Source organism: Streptococcus sp. NSJ-72 (genome assembly GCF_014334035.1).
Classification (GTDB): Bacteria; Bacillota; Bacilli; order Lactobacillales; family Streptococcaceae; genus Streptococcus; species Streptococcus constellatus.
Genome location: NZ_CP060489.1, coordinates 1,690,015 through 1,708,892, shown reverse-complemented (window position 1 = coordinate 1,708,892; position 18,878 = coordinate 1,690,015). Strand labels below are relative to the sequence as shown.

The 18,878-nt window shown below is 37.8% G+C and carries 15 protein-coding genes and 4 pseudogenes; 15 read left to right on the top strand and 4 right to left on the bottom strand.

The annotated features are described in order from the left end of the window. Nucleotides 1-110: 110 nt before the first annotated feature. The 14 genes and pseudogenes from H8787_RS08270 to H8787_RS08205 all read left to right on the top strand — a co-directional run bounded on the left by H8787_RS08270 (nt 111) and on the right by H8787_RS08205 (nt 15,061). Entirely contained in the window at nt 111-803 is a 693-nt protein-coding gene (locus H8787_RS08270) for a phosphoglycerate mutase (RefSeq protein WP_003036126.1), read from the top strand. A 156-nt stretch (nt 804-959) separates the two neighbouring features. Further along, nucleotides 960-3,026: a penicillin-binding protein PBP2B gene (gene pbp2b / locus H8787_RS08265; protein ID WP_020999767.1), complete on the top strand. Its 2,067-nt coding sequence runs from the start codon at nt 960-962 to the stop codon at nt 3,024-3,026. Nucleotides 3,027-3,036: 10 nt separating this feature from the next. Next, nucleotides 3,037-3,633: a recombination mediator RecR gene (gene recR, locus H8787_RS08260; RefSeq protein WP_003068251.1), complete on the top strand. Its 597-nt coding sequence runs from the start codon at nt 3,037-3,039 to the stop codon at nt 3,631-3,633. A gap of 130 nt (nt 3,634-3,763) precedes the next feature. Next, entirely contained in the window at nt 3,764-4,810 is a 1,047-nt protein-coding gene (locus H8787_RS08255; RefSeq protein ID WP_187328380.1) for a D-alanine--D-alanine ligase, read from the top strand. 262 nt (nt 4,811-5,072) lie between these two features. Continuing rightward, the gene (gene murF, locus H8787_RS08250) at nt 5,073-6,443 is read left to right on the top strand and encodes a UDP-N-acetylmuramoyl-tripeptide--D-alanyl-D-alanine ligase (protein ID WP_187327842.1); all 1,371 of its coding nucleotides are present in this window, start codon (nt 5,073-5,075) and stop codon (nt 6,441-6,443) included. Further along, nucleotides 6,433-6,970 (top strand): annotated as a pseudogene (locus H8787_RS08245) (DUF1697 domain-containing protein). The gene murF and the pseudogene H8787_RS08245 overlap by 11 nt, the downstream one beginning before the upstream one ends. Before the next feature lie 6 nt (nt 6,971-6,976). Next, entirely contained in the window at nt 6,977-7,681 is a 705-nt protein-coding gene (locus H8787_RS08240; RefSeq protein WP_006269761.1) for a TIGR02206 family membrane protein, read from the top strand. Nucleotides 7,682-7,687: 6 nt separating this feature from the next. Next, nucleotides 7,688-8,373, top strand: a pseudogene (locus tag H8787_RS08235) (YwaF family protein). A gap of 135 nt (nt 8,374-8,508) precedes the next feature. Continuing rightward, nucleotides 8,509-8,916, top strand: a complete 408-nt coding sequence (locus tag H8787_RS08230) for a helix-turn-helix transcriptional regulator (protein WP_006269756.1) — start codon at nt 8,509-8,511, stop codon at nt 8,914-8,916. Nucleotides 8,917-8,927: 11 nt separating this feature from the next. After that, a complete protein-coding gene (locus H8787_RS08225; RefSeq protein WP_039677303.1) occupies nt 8,928-9,248 on the top strand; it encodes a hypothetical protein in 321 nt (106 codons plus the stop codon). A gap of 186 nt (nt 9,249-9,434) precedes the next feature. Beyond that, nucleotides 9,435-10,979, top strand: coding sequence for a peptide chain release factor 3 (locus H8787_RS08220; protein ID WP_187327841.1), 1,545 nt, complete (start codon nt 9,435-9,437; stop codon nt 10,977-10,979). Between the two features lie 179 nt (nt 10,980-11,158). Beyond that, nucleotides 11,159-12,067 carry a magnesium transporter CorA family protein gene (locus H8787_RS08215; RefSeq protein ID WP_187327840.1) on the top strand — a complete coding sequence of 303 codons (909 nt, stop codon included), beginning with the start codon at nt 11,159-11,161 and terminating at the stop codon, nt 12,065-12,067. Between the two features lie 230 nt (nt 12,068-12,297). Next, nucleotides 12,298-13,159 (top strand): annotated as a pseudogene (locus H8787_RS08210) (IS982 family transposase). 357 nt (nt 13,160-13,516) lie between these two features. Beyond that, nucleotides 13,517-15,061 (top strand): DEAD/DEAH box helicase, encoded by a 1,545-nt coding sequence (locus tag H8787_RS08205; RefSeq protein ID WP_006270613.1) that lies wholly within the window; start codon nt 13,517-13,519, stop codon nt 15,059-15,061. A 71-nt stretch (nt 15,062-15,132) separates the two neighbouring features. Here H8787_RS08205 and H8787_RS08200 read toward each other — a convergent pair whose 3' ends face one another. From H8787_RS08200 to lacD, 3 genes are all read right to left on the bottom strand, one after another. Further along, a complete protein-coding gene (locus tag H8787_RS08200) occupies nt 15,133-15,603 on the bottom strand; it encodes a DDE-type integrase/transposase/recombinase (RefSeq protein WP_187327839.1) in 471 nt (156 codons plus the stop codon). A 12-nt stretch (nt 15,604-15,615) separates the two neighbouring features. Further along, on the bottom strand, nt 15,616-15,897 hold the full coding sequence (locus tag H8787_RS08195) for an IS3 family transposase (protein ID WP_022524510.1): 282 nt from the start codon (nt 15,895-15,897) through the stop codon (nt 15,616-15,618). 114 nt (nt 15,898-16,011) lie between these two features. Continuing rightward, complete coding sequence (lacD, locus tag H8787_RS08190; RefSeq protein ID WP_058669741.1) at nt 16,012-16,962, bottom strand: tagatose-bisphosphate aldolase; 951 nt, start codon at nt 16,960-16,962, stop codon at nt 16,012-16,014. Nucleotides 16,963-17,134: 172 nt separating this feature from the next. Here lacD and H8787_RS08185 point away from each other — a divergent pair, with 172 nt between their 5' ends. Continuing rightward, nucleotides 17,135-17,881, top strand: coding sequence for a DeoR/GlpR family DNA-binding transcription regulator (locus tag H8787_RS08185; RefSeq protein ID WP_048800859.1), 747 nt, complete (start codon nt 17,135-17,137; stop codon nt 17,879-17,881). Between the two features lie 62 nt (nt 17,882-17,943). On the opposite strand, the pseudogene H8787_RS08180 reads toward H8787_RS08185, so the two are convergent. Then, nucleotides 17,944-18,813 (bottom strand): annotated as a pseudogene (locus H8787_RS08180) (IS3 family transposase). Nucleotides 18,814-18,878 lie beyond the last annotated feature (65 nt).

Sequence of the window (18,878 nt, the reverse complement as noted above, 5' to 3'; positions counted from 1 at the left end):
AAAACAGTAAAAATCAAATATTCTCCTATTGCTACTAGATTTTTTATGAAAAATTTTGTAAAATATAAAATGACTGTAAGACAGTTTTCAAAAATCAAAGGAGATATCTAATGGTAAAATTAGTTTTTGCTCGCCACGGTGAGTCTGAATGGAATAAAGCTAACCTCTTTACTGGTTGGGCTGATGTTGATTTGTCTGAAAAAGGGACGCAACAAGCGATTGATGCTGGTAAATTGATTAAAGAAGCTGGTATTGAGTTTGACCAAGCTTACACATCTGTTTTGACACGTGCTATCAAAACAACAAATCTTGCTCTTGAAGCGGCAGGTCAACTTTGGGTGCCAGTTGAAAAATCATGGCGCTTGAATGAACGTCATTATGGCGGTTTGACAGGTCAAAATAAAGCTGAAGCAGCTGAAAAATGGGGTGACGAACAAGTTCATATTTGGCGTCGTTCTTATGATGTATTGCCACCAGCTATGGCAAAAGATGATCAATATTCAGCACATACTGACCGTCGCTATGCAAACCTTGATGATTCAGTGATTCCAGATGCGGAAAACTTGAAAGTTACTTTGGAACGTGCTCTTCCATTCTGGGAAGATAAAATTGCTCCAGCTTTGAAAGATGGTAAAAATGTGTTTGTAGGTGCGCATGGTAACTCAATCCGCGCTCTTGTAAAACACATCAAACAATTATCAGATGATGAAATCATGAATGTGGAAATTCCTAATTTCCCACCGCTTGTATTTGAATTTGATGATAAATTGAATCTTGTAAAAGAATACTATCTTGGAAAATAAGCCCAATAAAATATTAAGAAGCTCTGCGTAAACAGAGCTTTTTGATATTGTGCAAAATTCTAATTGGTTTAGCTGTGTTTTTTATCAGTGTTTCCATTTTACTTGACTTCATTTTCTTGGATTTGTGGTACAATAAAAGGTAGCATTTTGACTAGAATGAGAGAAAACATGTTTAAGAAAAAAAGAAAATTTGATAGTCATTCCATTCCTAGACGGCTCAATTTGTTATTTGGGATTGTGATTTTATTGTTTATGAGTTTGATTGTTCGTTTGGGCTATATGCAAGTTGTGCATAGGGAATTTTATACAAAAAAATTGGCGACTGCCAGCAAAACCAAAGTAACAACTAGCTCTGTTCGTGGGCAAATTTATGATGCAAGTGGAAAACCTTTGGTGGAAAATACAACCAAGCAAGTCGTTTCCTTTACGCGTAGCAATAAAATGAGAGCTGAAACGATTAAAGAAATTGCTCAAAAATTACTGCCGTTAGTTTCCATTTCCAATGCAGACGTTACTGAGCGACAACAGGTCGATTATTATTTGGCAGATAGCGAGGTTTATAAGAAGGTCGTCAATCAACTGCCTAAAAATAAAAAGTATAGTGCAGATGGAAATCGTTTGACAGAGTCGAAGATTTATAGTAATGCCGTTAAAAGTGTTGATGTGGTCAAATTAAACTACTCAAATGAAGATAAAAAAGTTATTTATTTGTTTAGTCAAATGAATGCTATTGCAAATTTTGAGACGGGAAATATCCGAACAGACGATTTGTCTCCTGACCAAATTGCGACAATTGCTTCTAGCTCAAAAGAATTGTCTGGTATCAGTATTACCACCAGCTGGGATAGAAAAGTGTTAGACACATCTTTAGCTTCTATCATTGGAAGTGTCTCAAGTGAGAAGGCAGGACTACCTGCAGAGGAAGTTGATGCTTATTTGAAAAAAGGCTATTCACTCAATGACCGTGTTGGAACAAGCTATTTAGAAAAGCAATACGAATCTACTCTTCAAGGGAAACGCGCAATCAAAGAAATCAATCTTGACAAAAATGGAAATATGGAGAGCGTGAAAAATATTTCCAATGGTAGTAAGGGAAATAATCTGAAATTAACGATGGATTTGACTTTCCAAAATGGTGTGGAAGATATTTTGAGAAGGTATTTCAGTGCAGAATTAGCGAACGGTCATGCGACATATTCTGAGGGTGTTTATGCTGTTGCTATGAATCCAAAAACGGGTGCTATTCTAGCAATGGCAGGTTTAAAACATAATATTGATACTGGAGAATTGACAGCCGATTCACTTGGTACCATTATGAATAACTTTGTGCCTGGTTCGGTTGTTAAGGGTGCGACTTTGACAGCAGGTTGGGGAAGTGGAGCTATCACAGGTAACCAAGTTCTGACAGATCAACCGATTTCTTTTGGAGGTTCCTCAGCAATCACTTCTTGGTTTACTCAGTATGGCCCTCGACAAATTACAGCTTTAGAGGCATTAGAATATTCATCCAATACTTACATGGTCCAACTAGCGTTGAATATGATGGGAACCCCTTATTCGCCTAATATGACGATTGATTTGAAAAATTTGAATTCTTCTATGGACAAATTGCGTAAAACTTTTGCGCAATATGGATTAGGAGCATCTACAGGAATTGATTTACCAAGTGAGTCCGAAGGCTATACTCCTAAAAAATATACGTTTGCAAACTATTTAACCAATGCTTTTGGCCAGTTTGATAACTATACACCGATGCAATTAGCTCAGTATGCTGCAACGGTAGCTAATGGTGGTACTCGTATCGCACCACACTTAGTGGAAGGAATTTATGACAATAATGAAAAAGGTGGTCTTGGAAAATTAATTGAAGGAAAAGCCACCAAAGAGTTAAATAAAGTGGATATTTCAAAAGACAACATGGATTTGATTCGTCGAGGTTTTTACCAAGTAGTACATGGAACAAGCGGCTTTACAACAGGGCGTACTTTATTTCAAGGTGAAGCAGTGCCAATCAGTGCGAAAACAGGGACAGCTGAAACGTTTGTCAATAATGGAAAACAGGAAGCCATCAATACAAACGTTGTTGCTTATGCACCAAGTAACAATCCGCAAATTGCAGTTGCAGTTGTTTTTCCACATAATACAGACTTATCTTCAACCGTTAGCCATAGCATTACACGTGATATTATTAATTTATATCATCAACAGCATCCGATGAATTAGAGAGGGAATTATGCTTTATCCAACACCGATTGCGAAATTAATTGAAAGTTTTTCAAAATTACCAGGAATTGGCATAAAAACAGCAACACGCTTGGCTTTTTATACGATTGGCATGAGTGATGATGATGTCAATGAATTTGCTAAAAATTTACTTGCAGCCAAACGTGAGCTAACCTATTGCTCTATTTGTGGCAATTTAACGGATGATGATCCTTGTGCTATCTGTACCGATGAGACCCGTGATCAATCTACTATTTTGGTTGTAGAAGATAGTCGAGATGTATCTGCTATGGAAAATATCCAAGAATACCATGGTTTATACCATGTTTTGCAAGGATTGATTTCTCCTATGAATGGTGTCGGACCTGATGACATCAATCTGAAAAGTTTGATTACACGGTTAATGGATAGTGAGGTGGCTGAAGTGATTGTAGCGACCAATGCTACAGCAGATGGAGAAGCAACTTCCATGTATATCTCGCGGGTGTTAAAGCCAGCTGGTATCAAAGTGACGCGACTAGCCCGTGGATTAGCAGTTGGATCTGATATTGAATATGCAGATGAAGTGACTTTGCTTCGAGCTATTGAGAATCGTACGGAGTTGTAAAAGGGTGATAGAGCTTTGTTTAAAAGAAAATGAAAGCTCTGTTTCTGTTCAAAAACAAGCTAAAATATGGTATACTAAAAGGCGATTAAATTTGTAGATTTCTTTTAAGATGAGAAGGTTAGGTATGAAAATGTCAAAACAACAAATCATTCTTCTTTACGGCGGACGCAGTGCGGAAAGAAAAGTCTCTGTCTTATCAGCAGAGAGTGTCATGCGTGCGATTAATTATGACAAATTTTTTGTCAAGACTTATTTCATCACACAAGCAGGTGATTTTATCAAGACGCAAGAATTTTCAAGCAAACCTGCTGATGATGAAAAATTGATGACAAATGATACCGTCATTGAGAGTCAAAAAATGAAGCCGAGTGATATTTACGAAGAAGGTGTTACTGTGTTCCCCGTTCTTCATGGTCCAATGGGAGAAGACGGGTCTATCCAAGGATTTCTTGAAGTGTTGAAAATGCCTTATGTGGGTTGTAATATCCTTTCTTCTAGTGTTGCCATGGACAAAATCACAACAAAACGAGTGTTGGCTTCTGCTGGCATTCCACAAGTACCATATGTAGCTGTGATTGAAGACGAAAATATAGAAGAAAAGATTGCAGAAGTAGAGGCAAATCTAACTTATCCAGTCTTTACAAAACCATCCAATATGGGCTCTAGCGTCGGTATTTCCAAGTCTGAAAACCAAGATGAACTGCGTTCTGCTCTTAAGTTAGCTTTCAAATACGATAGTCGTGTCTTGATTGAGCAAGGTGTCAATGCGCGTGAAATTGAAGTTGGTTTACTTGGGAACGAAGAAGCCCAAAGCAGCTTACCAGGTGAGGTAGTGAAAGATGTTCCTTTCTATGATTACGAAGCTAAATACATTGACAACAAAATCACTATGTCTATTCCTGCAAAATTGTCAGATGATGTGATTTCTACCATGCGTCAACACGCCGAAAAAGCCTTTCGAGCGATTGGCGGCGTTGGTTTAGCTCGCTGTGATTTCTTTTACACTGATAAAGGTGAGATTTTCCTCAATGAGTTAAACACGATGCCTGGATTCACACAGTGGTCAATGTATCCCCTGCTTTGGGAAAATATGGGCATTTCTTATACAGATTTGATTGAAAAATTGGTTCGGTTAGCTCAAGAAATGTTTACAAAACGTGAAAAGCATTTACTATGAGATAAGAGCAGGTACTCTTCCAAGTTTGAAAAGCGAATAAGTCGTAAGCTTTGTCTGAATCTTAAAGCTTTGCTTTGAGCAATTAGCCATAGCATCAATATAAGAGCTTTTTGCAGTCATAAAACAAGACAGGAATAACATTGCTCCTGTCTTTTCATTTTTTTCTGTTATTTTGCTATATCTTTTAGTGAATCTGTAAAAGTCGGTTTTTCTGTGGTATAATGAGAGAGTTAGAGATATTTAAGATAAGTAGGGGATAAAAATGCAATTAACGTTCTATGAAGTGGCTTCTGTTTTGAAAGCTAAAAATGATGTTCATCTATTTCCAGATTGTACATTTAGAAAGGCAGAATTTGACAGCCGATTGATTGGAGAGGGAGATTTGTTTCTGCCTCTTAAGGGCGCGCGTGATGGGCATGACTTTATTGCGACAGCGTTTGAAAATGGAGCTGTGGCAACCTTGTCAGAAAAAGAATTGGAAGACTATCCTTATATTTTAGTAGATGATGTATTAGCAGCACTGCAGCATTTGGCACGGTATTATCTGGAAAAGATGAAGGTAGATGTTTTTGCAGTCACAGGTTCTAATGGTAAAACAACGACCAAAGACATGCTGGCTCACCTCTTGTCAATGGCTTATAAGACTTACAAAACGCAAGGAAACTACAATAATGAAATTGGTCTTCCTTATACGATCTTGCATATGCCAGATGATACTGAAAAGTTGGTTCTGGAAATGGGTCAAGATCACATGGGAGATATTCATCTTCTATCCACTATCGCTCAGCCAAAAGTAGGCATAGTGACTTTAATTGGCGAAGCACATCTAGAATTTTTTAAAAGCCGTCATGAAATTGCAAAAGGAAAGCTACAAATCGCTGACGGTATGAAAAATGGGGCTCTTTTAGTTGTCCCAGCGGACAAAATTATCAATGACTTTTTACCAAGTCAGCAGAACGTTGTTCGTTTTGGTCCAGACGAAGATATTTGTCTAACAAAATTAGAAGAACGAAAAGATAGCTTGACCTTTGAGACCAACTTTTTAACTAGTACTATTGACCTTCCAGTAACTGGAAAATACAATGCGACCAATGCCATGATTGCCGCTTATGTAGCCTTAAAAGAAGGGGTGACAGAAGAGGCCATTCAAAAAGCTTTTTTGACTCTTAAATTAACGCGAAATCGCACTGAATGGAAAAAAGCTAAAAATGGAGCTGATATCCTCTCAGATGTTTATAATGCGAATCCAACAGCTATGCGTCTGATTTTGGAAACTTTTTCTACAATTCCTTATAATGATAATGGTCGGAAGTTGGTTGTTTTAGCTGATATGAAAGAGCTGGGAGCTGATTCTAAACAAATGCATGGTGCTATGATAACTAGTCTTAATCCTGACATTCTCTCAGAAGTTTTTCTCTACGGAGAGGACATGGCTGCTCTTTTTGCCTATGCTCAGGAAATTTTCCCACCAGAGAAAGTTCATTATTTTGTAAAAAATGCTGACAAAGATCAGTTTTCGGATTTGGTAAAAGCGGTTAAAAAAGCACTAAAACCAACGGATCAAGTCTTGATAAAGGGTAGCAATTCTATGAATTTAGCTAATCTAGTAGAGGAATTGGAGAATGAGGTGTAAGCATCAGGTGCAGTATCTTGCTCTTTTTCGCAGTGTGATGCCTACGGGATCAAATCGAATCTCTAAGATGAGTGACTTAGTTCAATTGTTGGGAACATCTGGTTTGGATAATGTTTCAAGCTATAGTCAATCAGGCAATGTGATTTGTGAAACGAGTATATCTGCTAAAGAATTGGCTCGACATATTCATCAATTGATTTTAGAGAAAATCGGCGCAAATTTAGCCATTATTGTAAAAGAAAAATCGGATTTAGAAAAAGCTATCTTACAAAATCCTTTCGCTGAGGAATTGGATTCATCTGGTTTTTACAAACAGTCGTATTTCGACAGAGCGATTGACAGAAGTGAGAGAACTGAACTTTACAGATGAAATATTTGCAGTTGGAGAAACTTGCCTTTATATGTATCTACCAAGAGATGCTAGAATAAAGAAGTTAAATAATAATTTTCTCGAAAAGAAACTAGGGACTGTTGCCACAACGAGAAAACTAACTATAATAAAAAAATTAATCAATAGGATGGATTAGTAAGAGATGAATTTACAAGAATTTTTTACAAGTCATAAAACAGAGGCACCACAATTAACCCCGTTTTGGTATGGAATGATGTTTTTGGGAATCATTTACATCATGTACAGTGCTGTAAAATATCATCAAAATAAGCGTTATCAAATTATTTTAAAATTTGTACAAGGATTCCAAATTCTAATGCTTTATAGCTGGTATGTCGCCACTTTGTCACCACTATCTGAGGCACTTCCTTTTTATCATTGTAGATTGGCGATGTTTGCTATTTTGTTTCTGCCTGATTCCTCAGTTTATAAACAATATTTTGCTCTTTTAGGAGTATTTGGGCCTATTTGTGCCTTGATTTATCCTTTGTTTGATCCATTTACTTTTCCTCATATTACCTTAGTATCCTATCTGATTGGTCACTATGCTCTTTTGGGGAATTCTCTCACGTATTTGATGAATCATTATGATAGTAAGCAATTGGACTTGCGGCGAATTGTAGAGATTAGTTTTGCTATGAATCTCTTGTTATTATTTGTAAATTTTGTGAGTGGTGGAAATTATGGTTTTTTGAAGGAGCCGCCTTTAGTAGGTGATCATGGGATAATTAGCAATTATCTGTTGGTGTCATTGCCTCTGATTTTAGCTATTTGGATGATTTCTCTGGTCTTTAAACAAATACAGCTTAAGCAAGAACAAGAAGAAACAGTCAGACAGGAAAATTAAGTTATAGTGAATAGTTTTTTAACGACTCACAAAACAGAACCGTCCCTGATACCGATGTTTTGGCATGGTTTGATGATTGCATTTATCTTTGTCTATTTATACTGCTGTAAAAAATCATGATAATCCATATATTGTAGAAACGTTTAAATGGATAAATTATACAGTTAGTTGTTCTTTATACATGATATATTGGCTTTCGATTACCACTAGCCAATAGTTTACCCCTTTATCATTGTCGTTTAGCCATGCTTGCTGTTGTTTTTTTACCAGACAACTGGCGAATCAAACAGTATTTTGCTTTAATGGGAGTAAGCGGTGCGGTATTTGCTTTGGGCTATCCGGTCTTTGACCCTTATGATTTTCTTCCGCATATTACGAGCTTTTCTTTCTTGATTGCTCATTATGCCTTGCTGGGTAATTCCCTTGTGTATCTGATGAATTCGTATGATAAGAAAGCACTAAAAAAATATCAGATTCTTTTTTATACTTTTGCATTAGATTTATTTTTAGTAGGGGTTAATCATTTGACAGGTGGCAACTATGGTCTTATGACACACCCACCTTTTATTAAAGGGGAGAATATTTTGTTTAATTATTTGGTTGTTTCAACCATACTGTCTGTCACCTTAATTCTTCTTGATGAAATATTTAAAAGGCGATGGAAAAAGAAATCAAAAATAATTTCAAACTGATACATCTCAATATTTATTTTCCTGTCAAATTTACTTGGCAGGATTTTTTCCACTATTTTGTGCAATGTAAAAAAATTTTGCTAGATTTTATGAAAGAAAATAGTAAAATAAAAGTAGAAAGATAGGAGAGAGATAATGGAAATTGGTAAAAAATTAAAAGAAGCGCGGCAAATATGTGGCCTGACACAAGAAAGTGTCGCAGAAGAATTAAATGTATCTAGACAAACTATCTCAAATTGGGAAACAGAAAAATTTTATCCGGATATTTTATATGTTTTACAGTTAAGTGATTTGTATCAGGTTAGTTTGGATGAATTGTTGAAAGGATATGAGCATATGATTCAGCACTTAGAAGATTCCACTAATACTGTTAAGAGTAATCGAAAGATTTTACTAGCCTTTATATGTAATATTTGTTTATTATTCCTTTTCTTCATTTTTGTCACTCCAATCTCTAAGAGTTATCTGTTGACCTTGTTAGCGGTGGCGCTGGTGACTGGGACAAGTGGGTATATCTTGGTGCAGATTATTCGCAAAATATAGGAGGTTTTATCATGACTTGGTATCTGTTGACCTTGATTGGTTTGCTTATCGTAACAAACGGACTGTTTGTTTATCAATTATTTAAATTGGTTGAATTAGATGCTGCGGTTCGCGGGATGAAACACCCCAAATTTTGGGCTTTCTTAACGACTGGCGGTCAACGAGGAGAAGGATTGATTTTGTACCTATTAAAACGGAACAAGGCCGTTTTTTCCATGACAGAAGAAGAAACAGAAGAACTTCAAACGAGGAAACAACGGTTAATCTATTTACTGGTGTTAATGGTTATCTTAGCGATTTTTCTCTTTGCTAGTGTGCTTGTGAGATTTTAATAGAAGTCTCGACTGTCGAAAAAATAGAATCACTCGAGAGGGTGATTCTTATATTTTATGGGACATTGAAAAAAAGCGCTAAATCCGCTATAATGGATAAGTTGAAAGGATCAAGGGTTCCGATGTAAAAATAAAAAGTAGATGCTAACATTCACGATTATTCTAAAATGAAAGAAAGAGAAAAAGATGACTTTACAAGAAGAAATTAAGAAGCGACGGACTTTTGCTATTATCTCCCACCCGGATGCGGGGAAGACGACAATTACTGAGCAGTTGCTCTATTTTGGAGGCGAGATTCGTGAGGCTGGGACAGTCAAGGGGAAAAAGACCGGAAACTTTGCCAAGTCCGACTGGATGGATATTGAGAAGCAGCGGGGAATTTCTGTGACGTCCTCTGTTATGCAGTTTGACTACGATGGCAAACGGGTCAATATTCTGGATACGCCAGGGCATGAGGATTTTTCAGAAGATACTTATCGAACCTTGATGGCGGTGGATGCAGCGGTCATGGTCATTGACTCAGCTAAAGGTATTGAGGCACAGACCAAGAAGCTCTTTGAGGTTGTCAAACATCGCAATATCCCAGTCTTCACCTTTATGAACAAGCTGGATCGAGATGGCCGCGAACCTTTAGATTTACTGGAAGAACTGGAAGAAATTCTAGGCATTGCTAGCTACCCAATGAACTGGCCAATCGGTATGGGAAAAAGTTTTGAGGGTCTCTATGATCTCTATAATGAACGTCTAGAACTGTACAAAGGCGATGAGCGTTTTGCTTCTTTGGAAGATGGGGATAAACTTTTTGCTTCCAATCCTTTCTATGATCAGGTCAAGGAGGATATCGAACTCTTACAAGAAGCTGGAAATGAATTTTCAGAAGAAGCGATTTTGGCTGGTAAATTGACCCCGGTTTTCTTCGGTTCAGCCTTGACCAACTTTGGCGTGCAGACTTTTTTAGAAACTTTCCTTAAGTTTGCTCCGGAACCACATGGTCATAAGAAGACAGACGGTGAGGTGGTTGAGCCACTCAGCCCAGACTTTTCAGGCTTTGTCTTTAAAATTCAGGCCAATATGGATCCGCGCCACCGCGACCGTATCGCTTTTGTCCGTATTGTTTCGGGTGAGTTCGAGCGAGGTATGAGTGTCAATCTGCCTCGCACTGGCAAGTCCGCCAAGCTGTCTAATGTCACCCAGTTTATGGCCGAGAGTCGTGAGAATGTGACCAATGCTGTAGCTGGTGATATTATCGGGGTTTATGATACGGGGACTTATCAGGTCGGCGACACTCTGACTGTAGGCAAGAATAAGTTTGAATTTGAGCCTCTGCCAACCTTTACTCCTGAAATCTTTATGAAGGTTTCGGCTAAGAATGTCATGAAGCAAAAATCCTTCCATAAGGGGATTGAGCAGCTGGTACAAGAGGGGGCCATTCAGCTATATACTAATTACCAGACTGGTGAGTATATGCTAGGCGCTGTGGGTCAGCTCCAGTTTGAAGTCTTCAAGCACCGTATGGAAAATGAATACAATGCTGAAGTGGTTATGAGCCCAATGGGTAAAAAGACGGTTCGCTGGATTTCACCAGATGACTTGGATGAGCGTATGTCCTCAAGTCGCAATATCTTAGCTAAAGATCGCTTTGATCAGCCTGTCTTTCTTTTTGAAAATGACTTTGCTCTTCGCTGGTTCGCAGACAAGTATCCGGATGTCAAGTTAGAAGAGAAGATGTGACGTACCAAAACTATCTGATTACAGACCGTGTATAGCAGCATCATAGTTATAATAAAATCGGCTCGCTAAATTAGTTGCTACGGGATATAAAAATTTACTGAATTGTATATATTAAATTTTCCTAAGGATTGAGCTTTCTTCTCTCAGTCCTTTTCCATTGATAGTGAAAGGGGAAAGTAGTGTTTATCGAAAAGAAATTACAGAGTGGAATGGTCTGGATAAATTTGGATGCAGATATTTTGAGTCAACACCCAGGTTCTTATACAAAATACAATATTGATGAAGAAACAATTGAGTATGCACTGGATAAAAATGAACGCGCCCACATGGACTACAATCGTGAGACAGGAACAGTTGTTTTTATTTTCAATGTACTCAATTTAAAAAGAGCTAAAAATTACTATGAAACAGTCCCTATGACCTTTGTGGTACAGCAGGATCGGCTCATTACCATTAGCAATAAGGAAAATACTTATGTTGTAGATATGATGAAAAATTATGTTGAACACCATGAACCAGTTACAGTTTACAAATTTCTATTTGCTAGTTTAGAATTAGTGCGTAATTCTTATTATCCTGTGATTGAACAAATGGACGAAACAAAAGATAACATCAATCATCTTTTGCACCAAACAACCACTAAAAAAAATCTCTTTGCTTTAGCGGATTTAGAAACCTCTATGGTCTATCTGGTTGCTGCTACCAAGCAGAACCGCATGCTTTTGGAGCATATTAAAGGACATGCCATTTATCGCCATTTAGATGAGATTGAAAAAGAGCAGTTTGATGATGTCATGATTGAAGCTCGTCAACTCGTCGCTATGACAGATTTGATTGCTCAAGTTCTCAATCAATTGTCAGGCTCGTACAACAATATTTTGAACAACAATCTAAACGACAATTTAGCTCTATTAACTATTATTTCAGTCTTATTGGCAGTATTGGCAGTGATTACAGGATTCTTTGGAATGAATGTGCCACTGCCTTGGTCAAGTGATAAGAATGCTTGGCTCTATATTGTGCTTATTAGTTTTATACTCTGGATTATTCTTGTTCAGTTTCTAAAGCGATTTGTAAATAAACAATAAAATTGGCTAGATGAGGAAGTGAAGCAAAGTCATAATCGTTTCTAGTTTTGCCCCGATAAATTTTAAAAGAAATGATATATTGTTTACATAGGCACAAAGTATAGTTGTCAAATTTACAGAAGTCTTGTTTTAAAATACTATATACCCCTGTTGCTAGTTGATTTTGCTTCACAAAAAAGCCCATTTGGTGTACACTGCAAGTGAAGAAAAAAAGCAGAGAGGTAAACCAAATGGACACTTTCCATTATACACCGAGTCGTCATCCTCTTCAACTCAGTATGCCACAGCTTCGTGAAGTCTGATGTGACTTATATCAAAAGATCGCTCCTGATGAGCTGGTTCATTGTAAGAATGTAGAGCAATGCAAGGTTTCAGATGTTTCTGTTTTGACCTTAATGCTGTTCCAGGCAGAAATTGGAATGAAGTCACAGCGAAGGTTTTACCAATTGATTTGCAATTTCTTCGGATTCACCGGACTGGAGAGAAGCTGCTTTTATCGTCGTTCTTGTTATTTAATGCCCCTATTTCGGTTGATTCGCCTCTATTTCAATCAGCTAGATTTTGATGAATTGGTCATCATCGATAGTTTTCCAGTCCTCCTCCTTTGCTAGCCTGTCAGAAATCATCGGATCAAGGTTTTGAATGAGGTGGTCAACATTGGTTACTGTACTTTCAAAAACATGTGGTCTTACGGTTTGAAAGTGCATTTGGCGGTGACAGAGTCGGGCTATATTTTGGATTATCTGGTTACCCTGTCTCAGTCCATGATATTCAGGTAGCAGAAGAATTGCTGGAGACCGTGTCCCTTATTCTCGCGTTTTAGGAGATTTGGGATACCTAAGTAAAGAGTTGAAAGAACGCTTGGAGGCAAAGGGGATTCATCTTTGGACGCCGCTTCGTAAAAATATGGAGAGCGCCGATGAGCATAACAATCCAGCAATTTTAGCCATCCGAGGAACTATTGAAACTCGAATCTTTGTTCTAAATGCAATGTTTGACATTGAGCACCCGATTGTTAGGTCTTTAGCAGAATGGCAATTGGAGATTGAACAGGTTCTTTTAGCCTACCATTTAGAATTTTTTGTCAACTAGCAACGTGAGTACTATATGATTAGTGTAAATTGTTTTATATGGTTCTCATTTTAAATATTTCTTTATAATTAAATATCTAAAGGAAGTATAAAGAAGAGAAGAAGCTAATTTTATCATAGTATCTATTAGACTTCTAATTAATTTTCAAGTAAAACGCTATCAGTTCTATCTTTTTACTATTCTTTATGTTATACTAAGTAGGTTGCAAAAACTAAAAGCTTTTCTGTTTAATGGTAACTAGCGACCAAGTTGGCGCTTTTTTAGTATTCCGATTTGAGAAACCATATTTTTAATAAAAAGAAGAGCCAAAATGTCTTATAAGGTAGCTTCGTACTGCCTTTTAGAAAGAAGAAAAAATTGAAATTTAATGAATTACATTTGTCTGCTGAATTGTTAGCAGAAATTGACAAAGCTGGTTTTGTAGAAGCTAGCCCGATTCAAGAACAGACCATTCCGCTGGCTATGGCAGGAAAAGACGTCATTGGACAAGCCCAGACTGGTACTGGAAAAACAGCTGCGTTTGGTTTTCCGACTCTGGAAAAGATTGATACAGAGGATCCAACTGTTCAGGCACTGATTATTGCACCGACTCGTGAATTAGCAGTACAGAGTCAAGAAGAACTCTTTAGATTTGGTCGTAGTAAGGGTGTCAAAGTCCGCTCAGTTTATGGCGGGTCTAGCATTGAAAAGCAAATTAAAGCTTTGAAATCAGGTGCTCACATTGTCGTAGGAACCCCAGGGCGTTTATTAGACCTCATTAAGCGTAAGGCGTTGAAACTCAATCATGTAGAAACGCTTATTTTAGATGAAGCAGACGAAATGCTTAACATGGGCTTTTTGGAAGATATTGAGTCTATCATTTCCCGTGTGCCAGAAGACCGTCAGACCCTTCTCTTTTCAGCAACCATGCCGGATGCTATCAAGCAGATTGGTGTGAAGTTTATGAAAGAACCAACACATGTGAAAATTGCAGCTAAAGAGCTGACTACGGAGCTGGTAGACCAGTACTATATCCGCGTCAAGGAAAATGAAAAATTTGATACCATGACACGTCTTATGGATGTAGAGCAGCCAGAACTTTCTATTGTTTTTGGGCGTACCAAACGCCGAGTAGATGAATTGACTCGTGGTCTCAAGATTCGTGGTTTCCGAGCAGAAGGGATTCATGGCGATTTAGACCAAGGAAAACGCCTCCGTGTACTTCGTGATTTCAAGAATGGCAATCTAGACGTTCTTGTTGCAACAGATGTAGCTGCACGTGGATTGGATATTTCTGGTGTGACCCATGTCTACAACTACGACATTCCGCAGGATCCAGAAAGCTATGTTCACCGGATTGGTCGGACTGGTCGTGCTGGTAAGTCAGGTCAGTCTATCACTTTCGTAGCTCCAAATGAAATGGGCTATCTGCAGATTATCGAAAATCTGACCAAGAAACGCATGAAAGGTATGAAGCCAGCAACTGCAGAAGAAGCCTTTCAAGCTAAGAAAAAAGTAGCCCTCAAAAAGATTGAGCGAGATTTTGCAGATGAGACCATTCGCAGCAATTTTGAGAAATTTGGTAAAGATGCTCGTAAGCTAGCAGCTGAATTTACGCCAGAAGAGTTAGCCTTATATATCTTGAGCCTAACGGTGCAAGATCCAGATACTCTTCCAGAAGTGGAAATTGCGCGTGAGAAACCACTACCGTTTAAATATGTTTCTGGTGCCAATAAGGGGAATCGGAATAATAAAGGTGGAAATCGTCGTGAACGTGGTAGCAGACGTGGCAATTACAAAAAGGGCGGTCGCAATGAGTATTTTGATAAAGAAAAACGCTATCGCAAAGAGCACAAGAAACCACGCAATACTTCAAGTGAGAAGAAAACAGGTTTTGTGATTCGGAATAAAGGTGATAAATAACTATATAATAATAAAAAGGCGAATAAACATTCGGCACTGCACCTCGAAAATGGGACAGTAGAAAAACACTATTAGGCAGCCGCTCTTCTGTACTCTGTGGGAGATTGGTCGTTTAATCTCTGTTGAATTCTACTTTCATTATAAAATGTGATGTATTTTTCGCCAATATCTGTTATACTATCTTTGGTTAAGTTTCTCCAGTTATGGAGATAGAAGGTTTCAGACTTGAGAACAGAATGAAACCATTCGATACAGGCATGATCTGCTGGTGTTCCCTTACGGGACATATAGCGGGTGATGCCTTTTTCTGTGCAAGCTTGGTAATAAGCTTTCGAGGTGTAAACAGAGCTCTGATCTCTGTGTAAAAGTGCTCCCTTAGGCAATTCCAGTTGATTGAGCGTATCCAATACAAAGTCAGTATCTTGACAATCTGAAATGGTGTAAGCTACCATCTCACGATTGTAGAGATCTATGACGGAAGATAGGTAGAGTTTATAGTTCCCAAAGTAGAGGTAGGTAATGTCTGTGACAAGCTTCTCCATTGGCTTTTCTACTTAGAAATCACGATCTAGCTTATTCTCTGTCACATAGTAAGGCTGACCTATATTTGGCACCTTCTTAGGACGTGCACGACAGAGCCAACCTCTTTCCTTCATAATTCGATAGACTTTCTTGCGATTAACGATTAGTCCATGGATTTTCTTAAGTAGTCGTAGTTGTTCTACTTCAGATAGCTCCTCCAGAACCTTTACCGTAATGACCTTGTTAGACTTACCTGCCTTCTTCATTTCGATACAGGCTAACTTAGTTTCCACTGAATAGGCTTTTTTGAGCATAATAAAACACTCCTGTTTCTAGTTTCCTAGATTTCAGCAGAAGTGGTTTTCTTATGTCTCATTTTGAGGGTGTAGTGCCTTCGTCTTTTTATGTTTTTATAAGGAGATACAAAGTTATTTAAATACAACAGGTGTAGCTGTCTCTTGGAGAACCGCATTTAATTCGACAATGTTTTGTTTACCAACAGTTTCAAGCCATTTTATAGTAGTTGCTTCTCCACCTTCTTGATAAGCTTTTGTAGCGCCGGCCCAAGTAGCACGTCCACAAAGGACACCGTTGAATGTCGAGCCGGAATCTTTAGCAAATCGAAGTGTTTCTTGGAAAAGTTGAGCTGATACACCGGCGGATAAGAATATAAACGGCAAATGTGTTGCTTCGCTCTGCTCTTTATAGAAAGCAGCAGCTTCTTCTCTGCTATACAAAATTTCTCCTTCAGCGAAACTTTCAACGTATTTCATATTAACAGGAACTTCAACTTTCAGAACATCTACTCCAAATCGTTCTTGTGAATAGACTTTCATTGCGTCAATCACCTTACGTGGTTTTAATATTGCGTATTCTTTTTCATCTGTTATATTGGCATCATAAGAAACTAGCTCCAAGAAAAATGGCATTTCTTCGGCTTTGCATTCAGAAGCGATCCGTTCAATAAAAGCTTCTTTAATGTCATTAACTTCTTTACCTTCGTCAATGTCTACATAGAGTAAGACTTTCACAGCATCAGCACCATTTGCTTTTAAACGTTGCACTGATACATTTTCAACAAGGTCAGGGAAGCGACCGGGTACAGTTTTATCATAGCCGGTTTTTTCATAAGCTACTAATAGTCCTGCATTTTTGTCACGAGTCCCAGCCGCTTTCCAGCCGAGTTCAGGATCCAGTAGGATAGAGGATGCATAGGGAGTTAAATATTTGGAAACTAAAACTTTAAAATTTTCTAATTCAGCAACAGGCGTATCTTCTCCCAGCATGCGACGAAGTGCACCACGTTGGTCAATGGCTAAAGCACCAATAATTCCATTTTTATCACATAAACGGTTTAATTTTTCTTGTTTTGTTGTCATTCCCAGACTCCTTTTATTTTATATGATTTCATTATAAAGCACAAATAAAACAAAGTCAAACAATAACTGACAAAAATGAAAAAAATCTTGTTTTTAATTTTTCAAAATGAATAAATTGTTGTATAATATATTTGAGGAATCTAATTATAATATAAGTTAGAAAGGAGACAAAATGAAAGAAGGACGACATAGAGTTATTCTCCAAGAATTGGATCAGCAAGGAGTTGTTTCTGTCAAGAAATTAAAAGAACTGCTGGATGTGACGGACATGACGATACGTCGTGATCTGATTGATCTAGAAAAACAAGGCCTGCTGACACGGGTTCATGGAGGAGCTCATAAAAAAGTAAAAAACGGCTTGAATGAAGCTTCCCATACAGAAAAAACGATGTTAAATATTGAAGAAAAACGAACAATTGCTCAAAAATGTGCAAATTTGATTTCTTCAGGTGATACGGTTTTTATCGGTTCAGGAACGACAACGGATTTTATCGGGGATTATTTAGCTGATAAAAGTGTCAGTATTGTGACAAATTCTCTTCCTATTTTTGAAAAATTAAAAGACAACCCTAATTGTGATATTATTCTGATTGGAGGTCGTTATCGTGTCAAGACGCAAACATTTGTTGGGCAATTTGCTAATAAATTATTGAAAGAAATCAAGGTTTCGAAGGCCTTTATTGGTGTGAATGGGATTGATGGTCACAATGTTACGACGGCCAACGAAGAAGAAGGAAATGGGAATGCCATTATTCTGAACAATGCAATTGAAAAGTACATTGTGGCGGATAATAGCAAATTTGATAGTTATTCTTTCTATTGTTTCTATCGATTGGATGATTTAGATGCTGTGATTACGGATGATGATATTTCGTCTAAAGTAAAGGAAAAGTACCAATCTTATACAAATGTTTTATAAATAGATAAAACAAGCCTAGATTTGGCACTGCACCTCGAAAATGGGACAGTAGAAAAACACTATTAGGTAGCCGCTCTTCTGTACTCTGTGGGAGATTGGTCGTTTAATCTCTGTTGAATTCTACTTTCATTATAAAATGTGATGTATTTTTCGCCAATATCTGTTATACTATCTTTGGTTAAGTTTCTCCAGTTATGGAGATAGAAGGTTTCAGACTTGAGAATAGAATGAAACCATTCGATACAGGCATGATCTGCTGGTGTTCCCTTACGGGACATATAGCGGGTGATGCCTTTTTCTGTGCAAGCTTGGTAATAAGCTTTCGAGGTGTAAACAGAGCTCTGATCTCTGTGTAAAAGTGCTCCCTTAGGCAATTCCAATTGATTGAGCGTATCCAGTACAAAGTTAGTATCTTGACAATCTGAAATGGTGTAAGCTACCATCTCACGATTGTAGAGATCTATGACGGAAGATAGGTAGAGTTTACAGTTCCCAAAGTAGAGGTAGGTAATGCCTGTGACAAGCTTCTCCATTGGCTTTTCTACTTAGAAATCACGATCTAGCTTATTCTCTATCACATAGTAAGGCTGACCTATATTTGGCACCTTCTTAGGACGTGCACGACAGAGCCAACTATTCTCCTTCGTAATTCGATAGACTTTCTTGTGATTAACGATTAGTCCATGGATTTTCTTAAGTAGTCGTAGTTGTTCTACTTCAGATAGCTCCTCCAGACCTTTGCCGTAGGAATCTTGCTTACCAACAGGTGGATGGAAACGGTGGAGCTCTTCGTTCTTATGCCATCTCATCCATGTATAAATCTGACCATCATTCAATCCCAACGTCTTCTTAATGACCTTGTTAGAGTTACCTGCTTTCTTCATTTCGATACAGGCTAACTTAGTTTCCACTGAATAGGCTTTTTTGAGCATAATAAAACACTCCTGTTTCTAGTTTCCTAGATTTCAACAGAAGTGGTTTTCTTATGTCTCATTTT

Excerpts from the sequence above, each read along its gene's own strand:
- H8787_RS08270 (WP_003036126.1), top strand. The coding sequence starts at position 111 with ATGGTAAAATTAGTTTTTGCTCGCCACGGTGAGTCTGAATGGAATAAA.
- pbp2b (WP_020999767.1), top strand. The coding sequence starts at position 960 with ATGAGAGAAAACATGTTTAAGAAAAAAAGAAAATTTGATAGTCATTCC.
- recR (WP_003068251.1), top strand. The coding sequence starts at position 3,037 with ATGCTTTATCCAACACCGATTGCGAAATTAATTGAAAGTTTTTCAAAA.
- H8787_RS08255 (WP_187328380.1), top strand. The coding sequence starts at position 3,764 with ATGTCAAAACAACAAATCATTCTTCTTTACGGCGGACGCAGTGCGGAA.
- murF (WP_187327842.1), top strand. The coding sequence starts at position 5,073 with ATGCAATTAACGTTCTATGAAGTGGCTTCTGTTTTGAAAGCTAAAAAT.
- H8787_RS08240 (WP_006269761.1), top strand. The coding sequence starts at position 6,977 with ATGAATTTACAAGAATTTTTTACAAGTCATAAAACAGAGGCACCACAA.
- H8787_RS08230 (WP_006269756.1), top strand. The coding sequence starts at position 8,509 with ATGGAAATTGGTAAAAAATTAAAAGAAGCGCGGCAAATATGTGGCCTG.
- H8787_RS08225 (WP_039677303.1), top strand. The coding sequence starts at position 8,928 with ATGACTTGGTATCTGTTGACCTTGATTGGTTTGCTTATCGTAACAAAC.
- H8787_RS08220 (WP_187327841.1), top strand. The coding sequence starts at position 9,435 with ATGACTTTACAAGAAGAAATTAAGAAGCGACGGACTTTTGCTATTATC.
- H8787_RS08200 (WP_187327839.1), bottom strand. The coding sequence starts at position 15,603 with ATGGAGAAGCTTGTCACAGACATTACCTACCTCTACTTTGGGAACTAT.
- H8787_RS08195 (WP_022524510.1), bottom strand. The coding sequence starts at position 15,897 with ATGCTCAAAAAAGCCTATTCAGTGGAAACTAAGTTAGCCTGTATCGAA.
- lacD (WP_058669741.1), bottom strand. The coding sequence starts at position 16,962 with ATGACAACAAAACAAGAAAAATTAAACCGTTTATGTGATAAAAATGGA.
- H8787_RS08185 (WP_048800859.1), top strand. The coding sequence starts at position 17,135 with ATGAAAGAAGGACGACATAGAGTTATTCTCCAAGAATTGGATCAGCAA.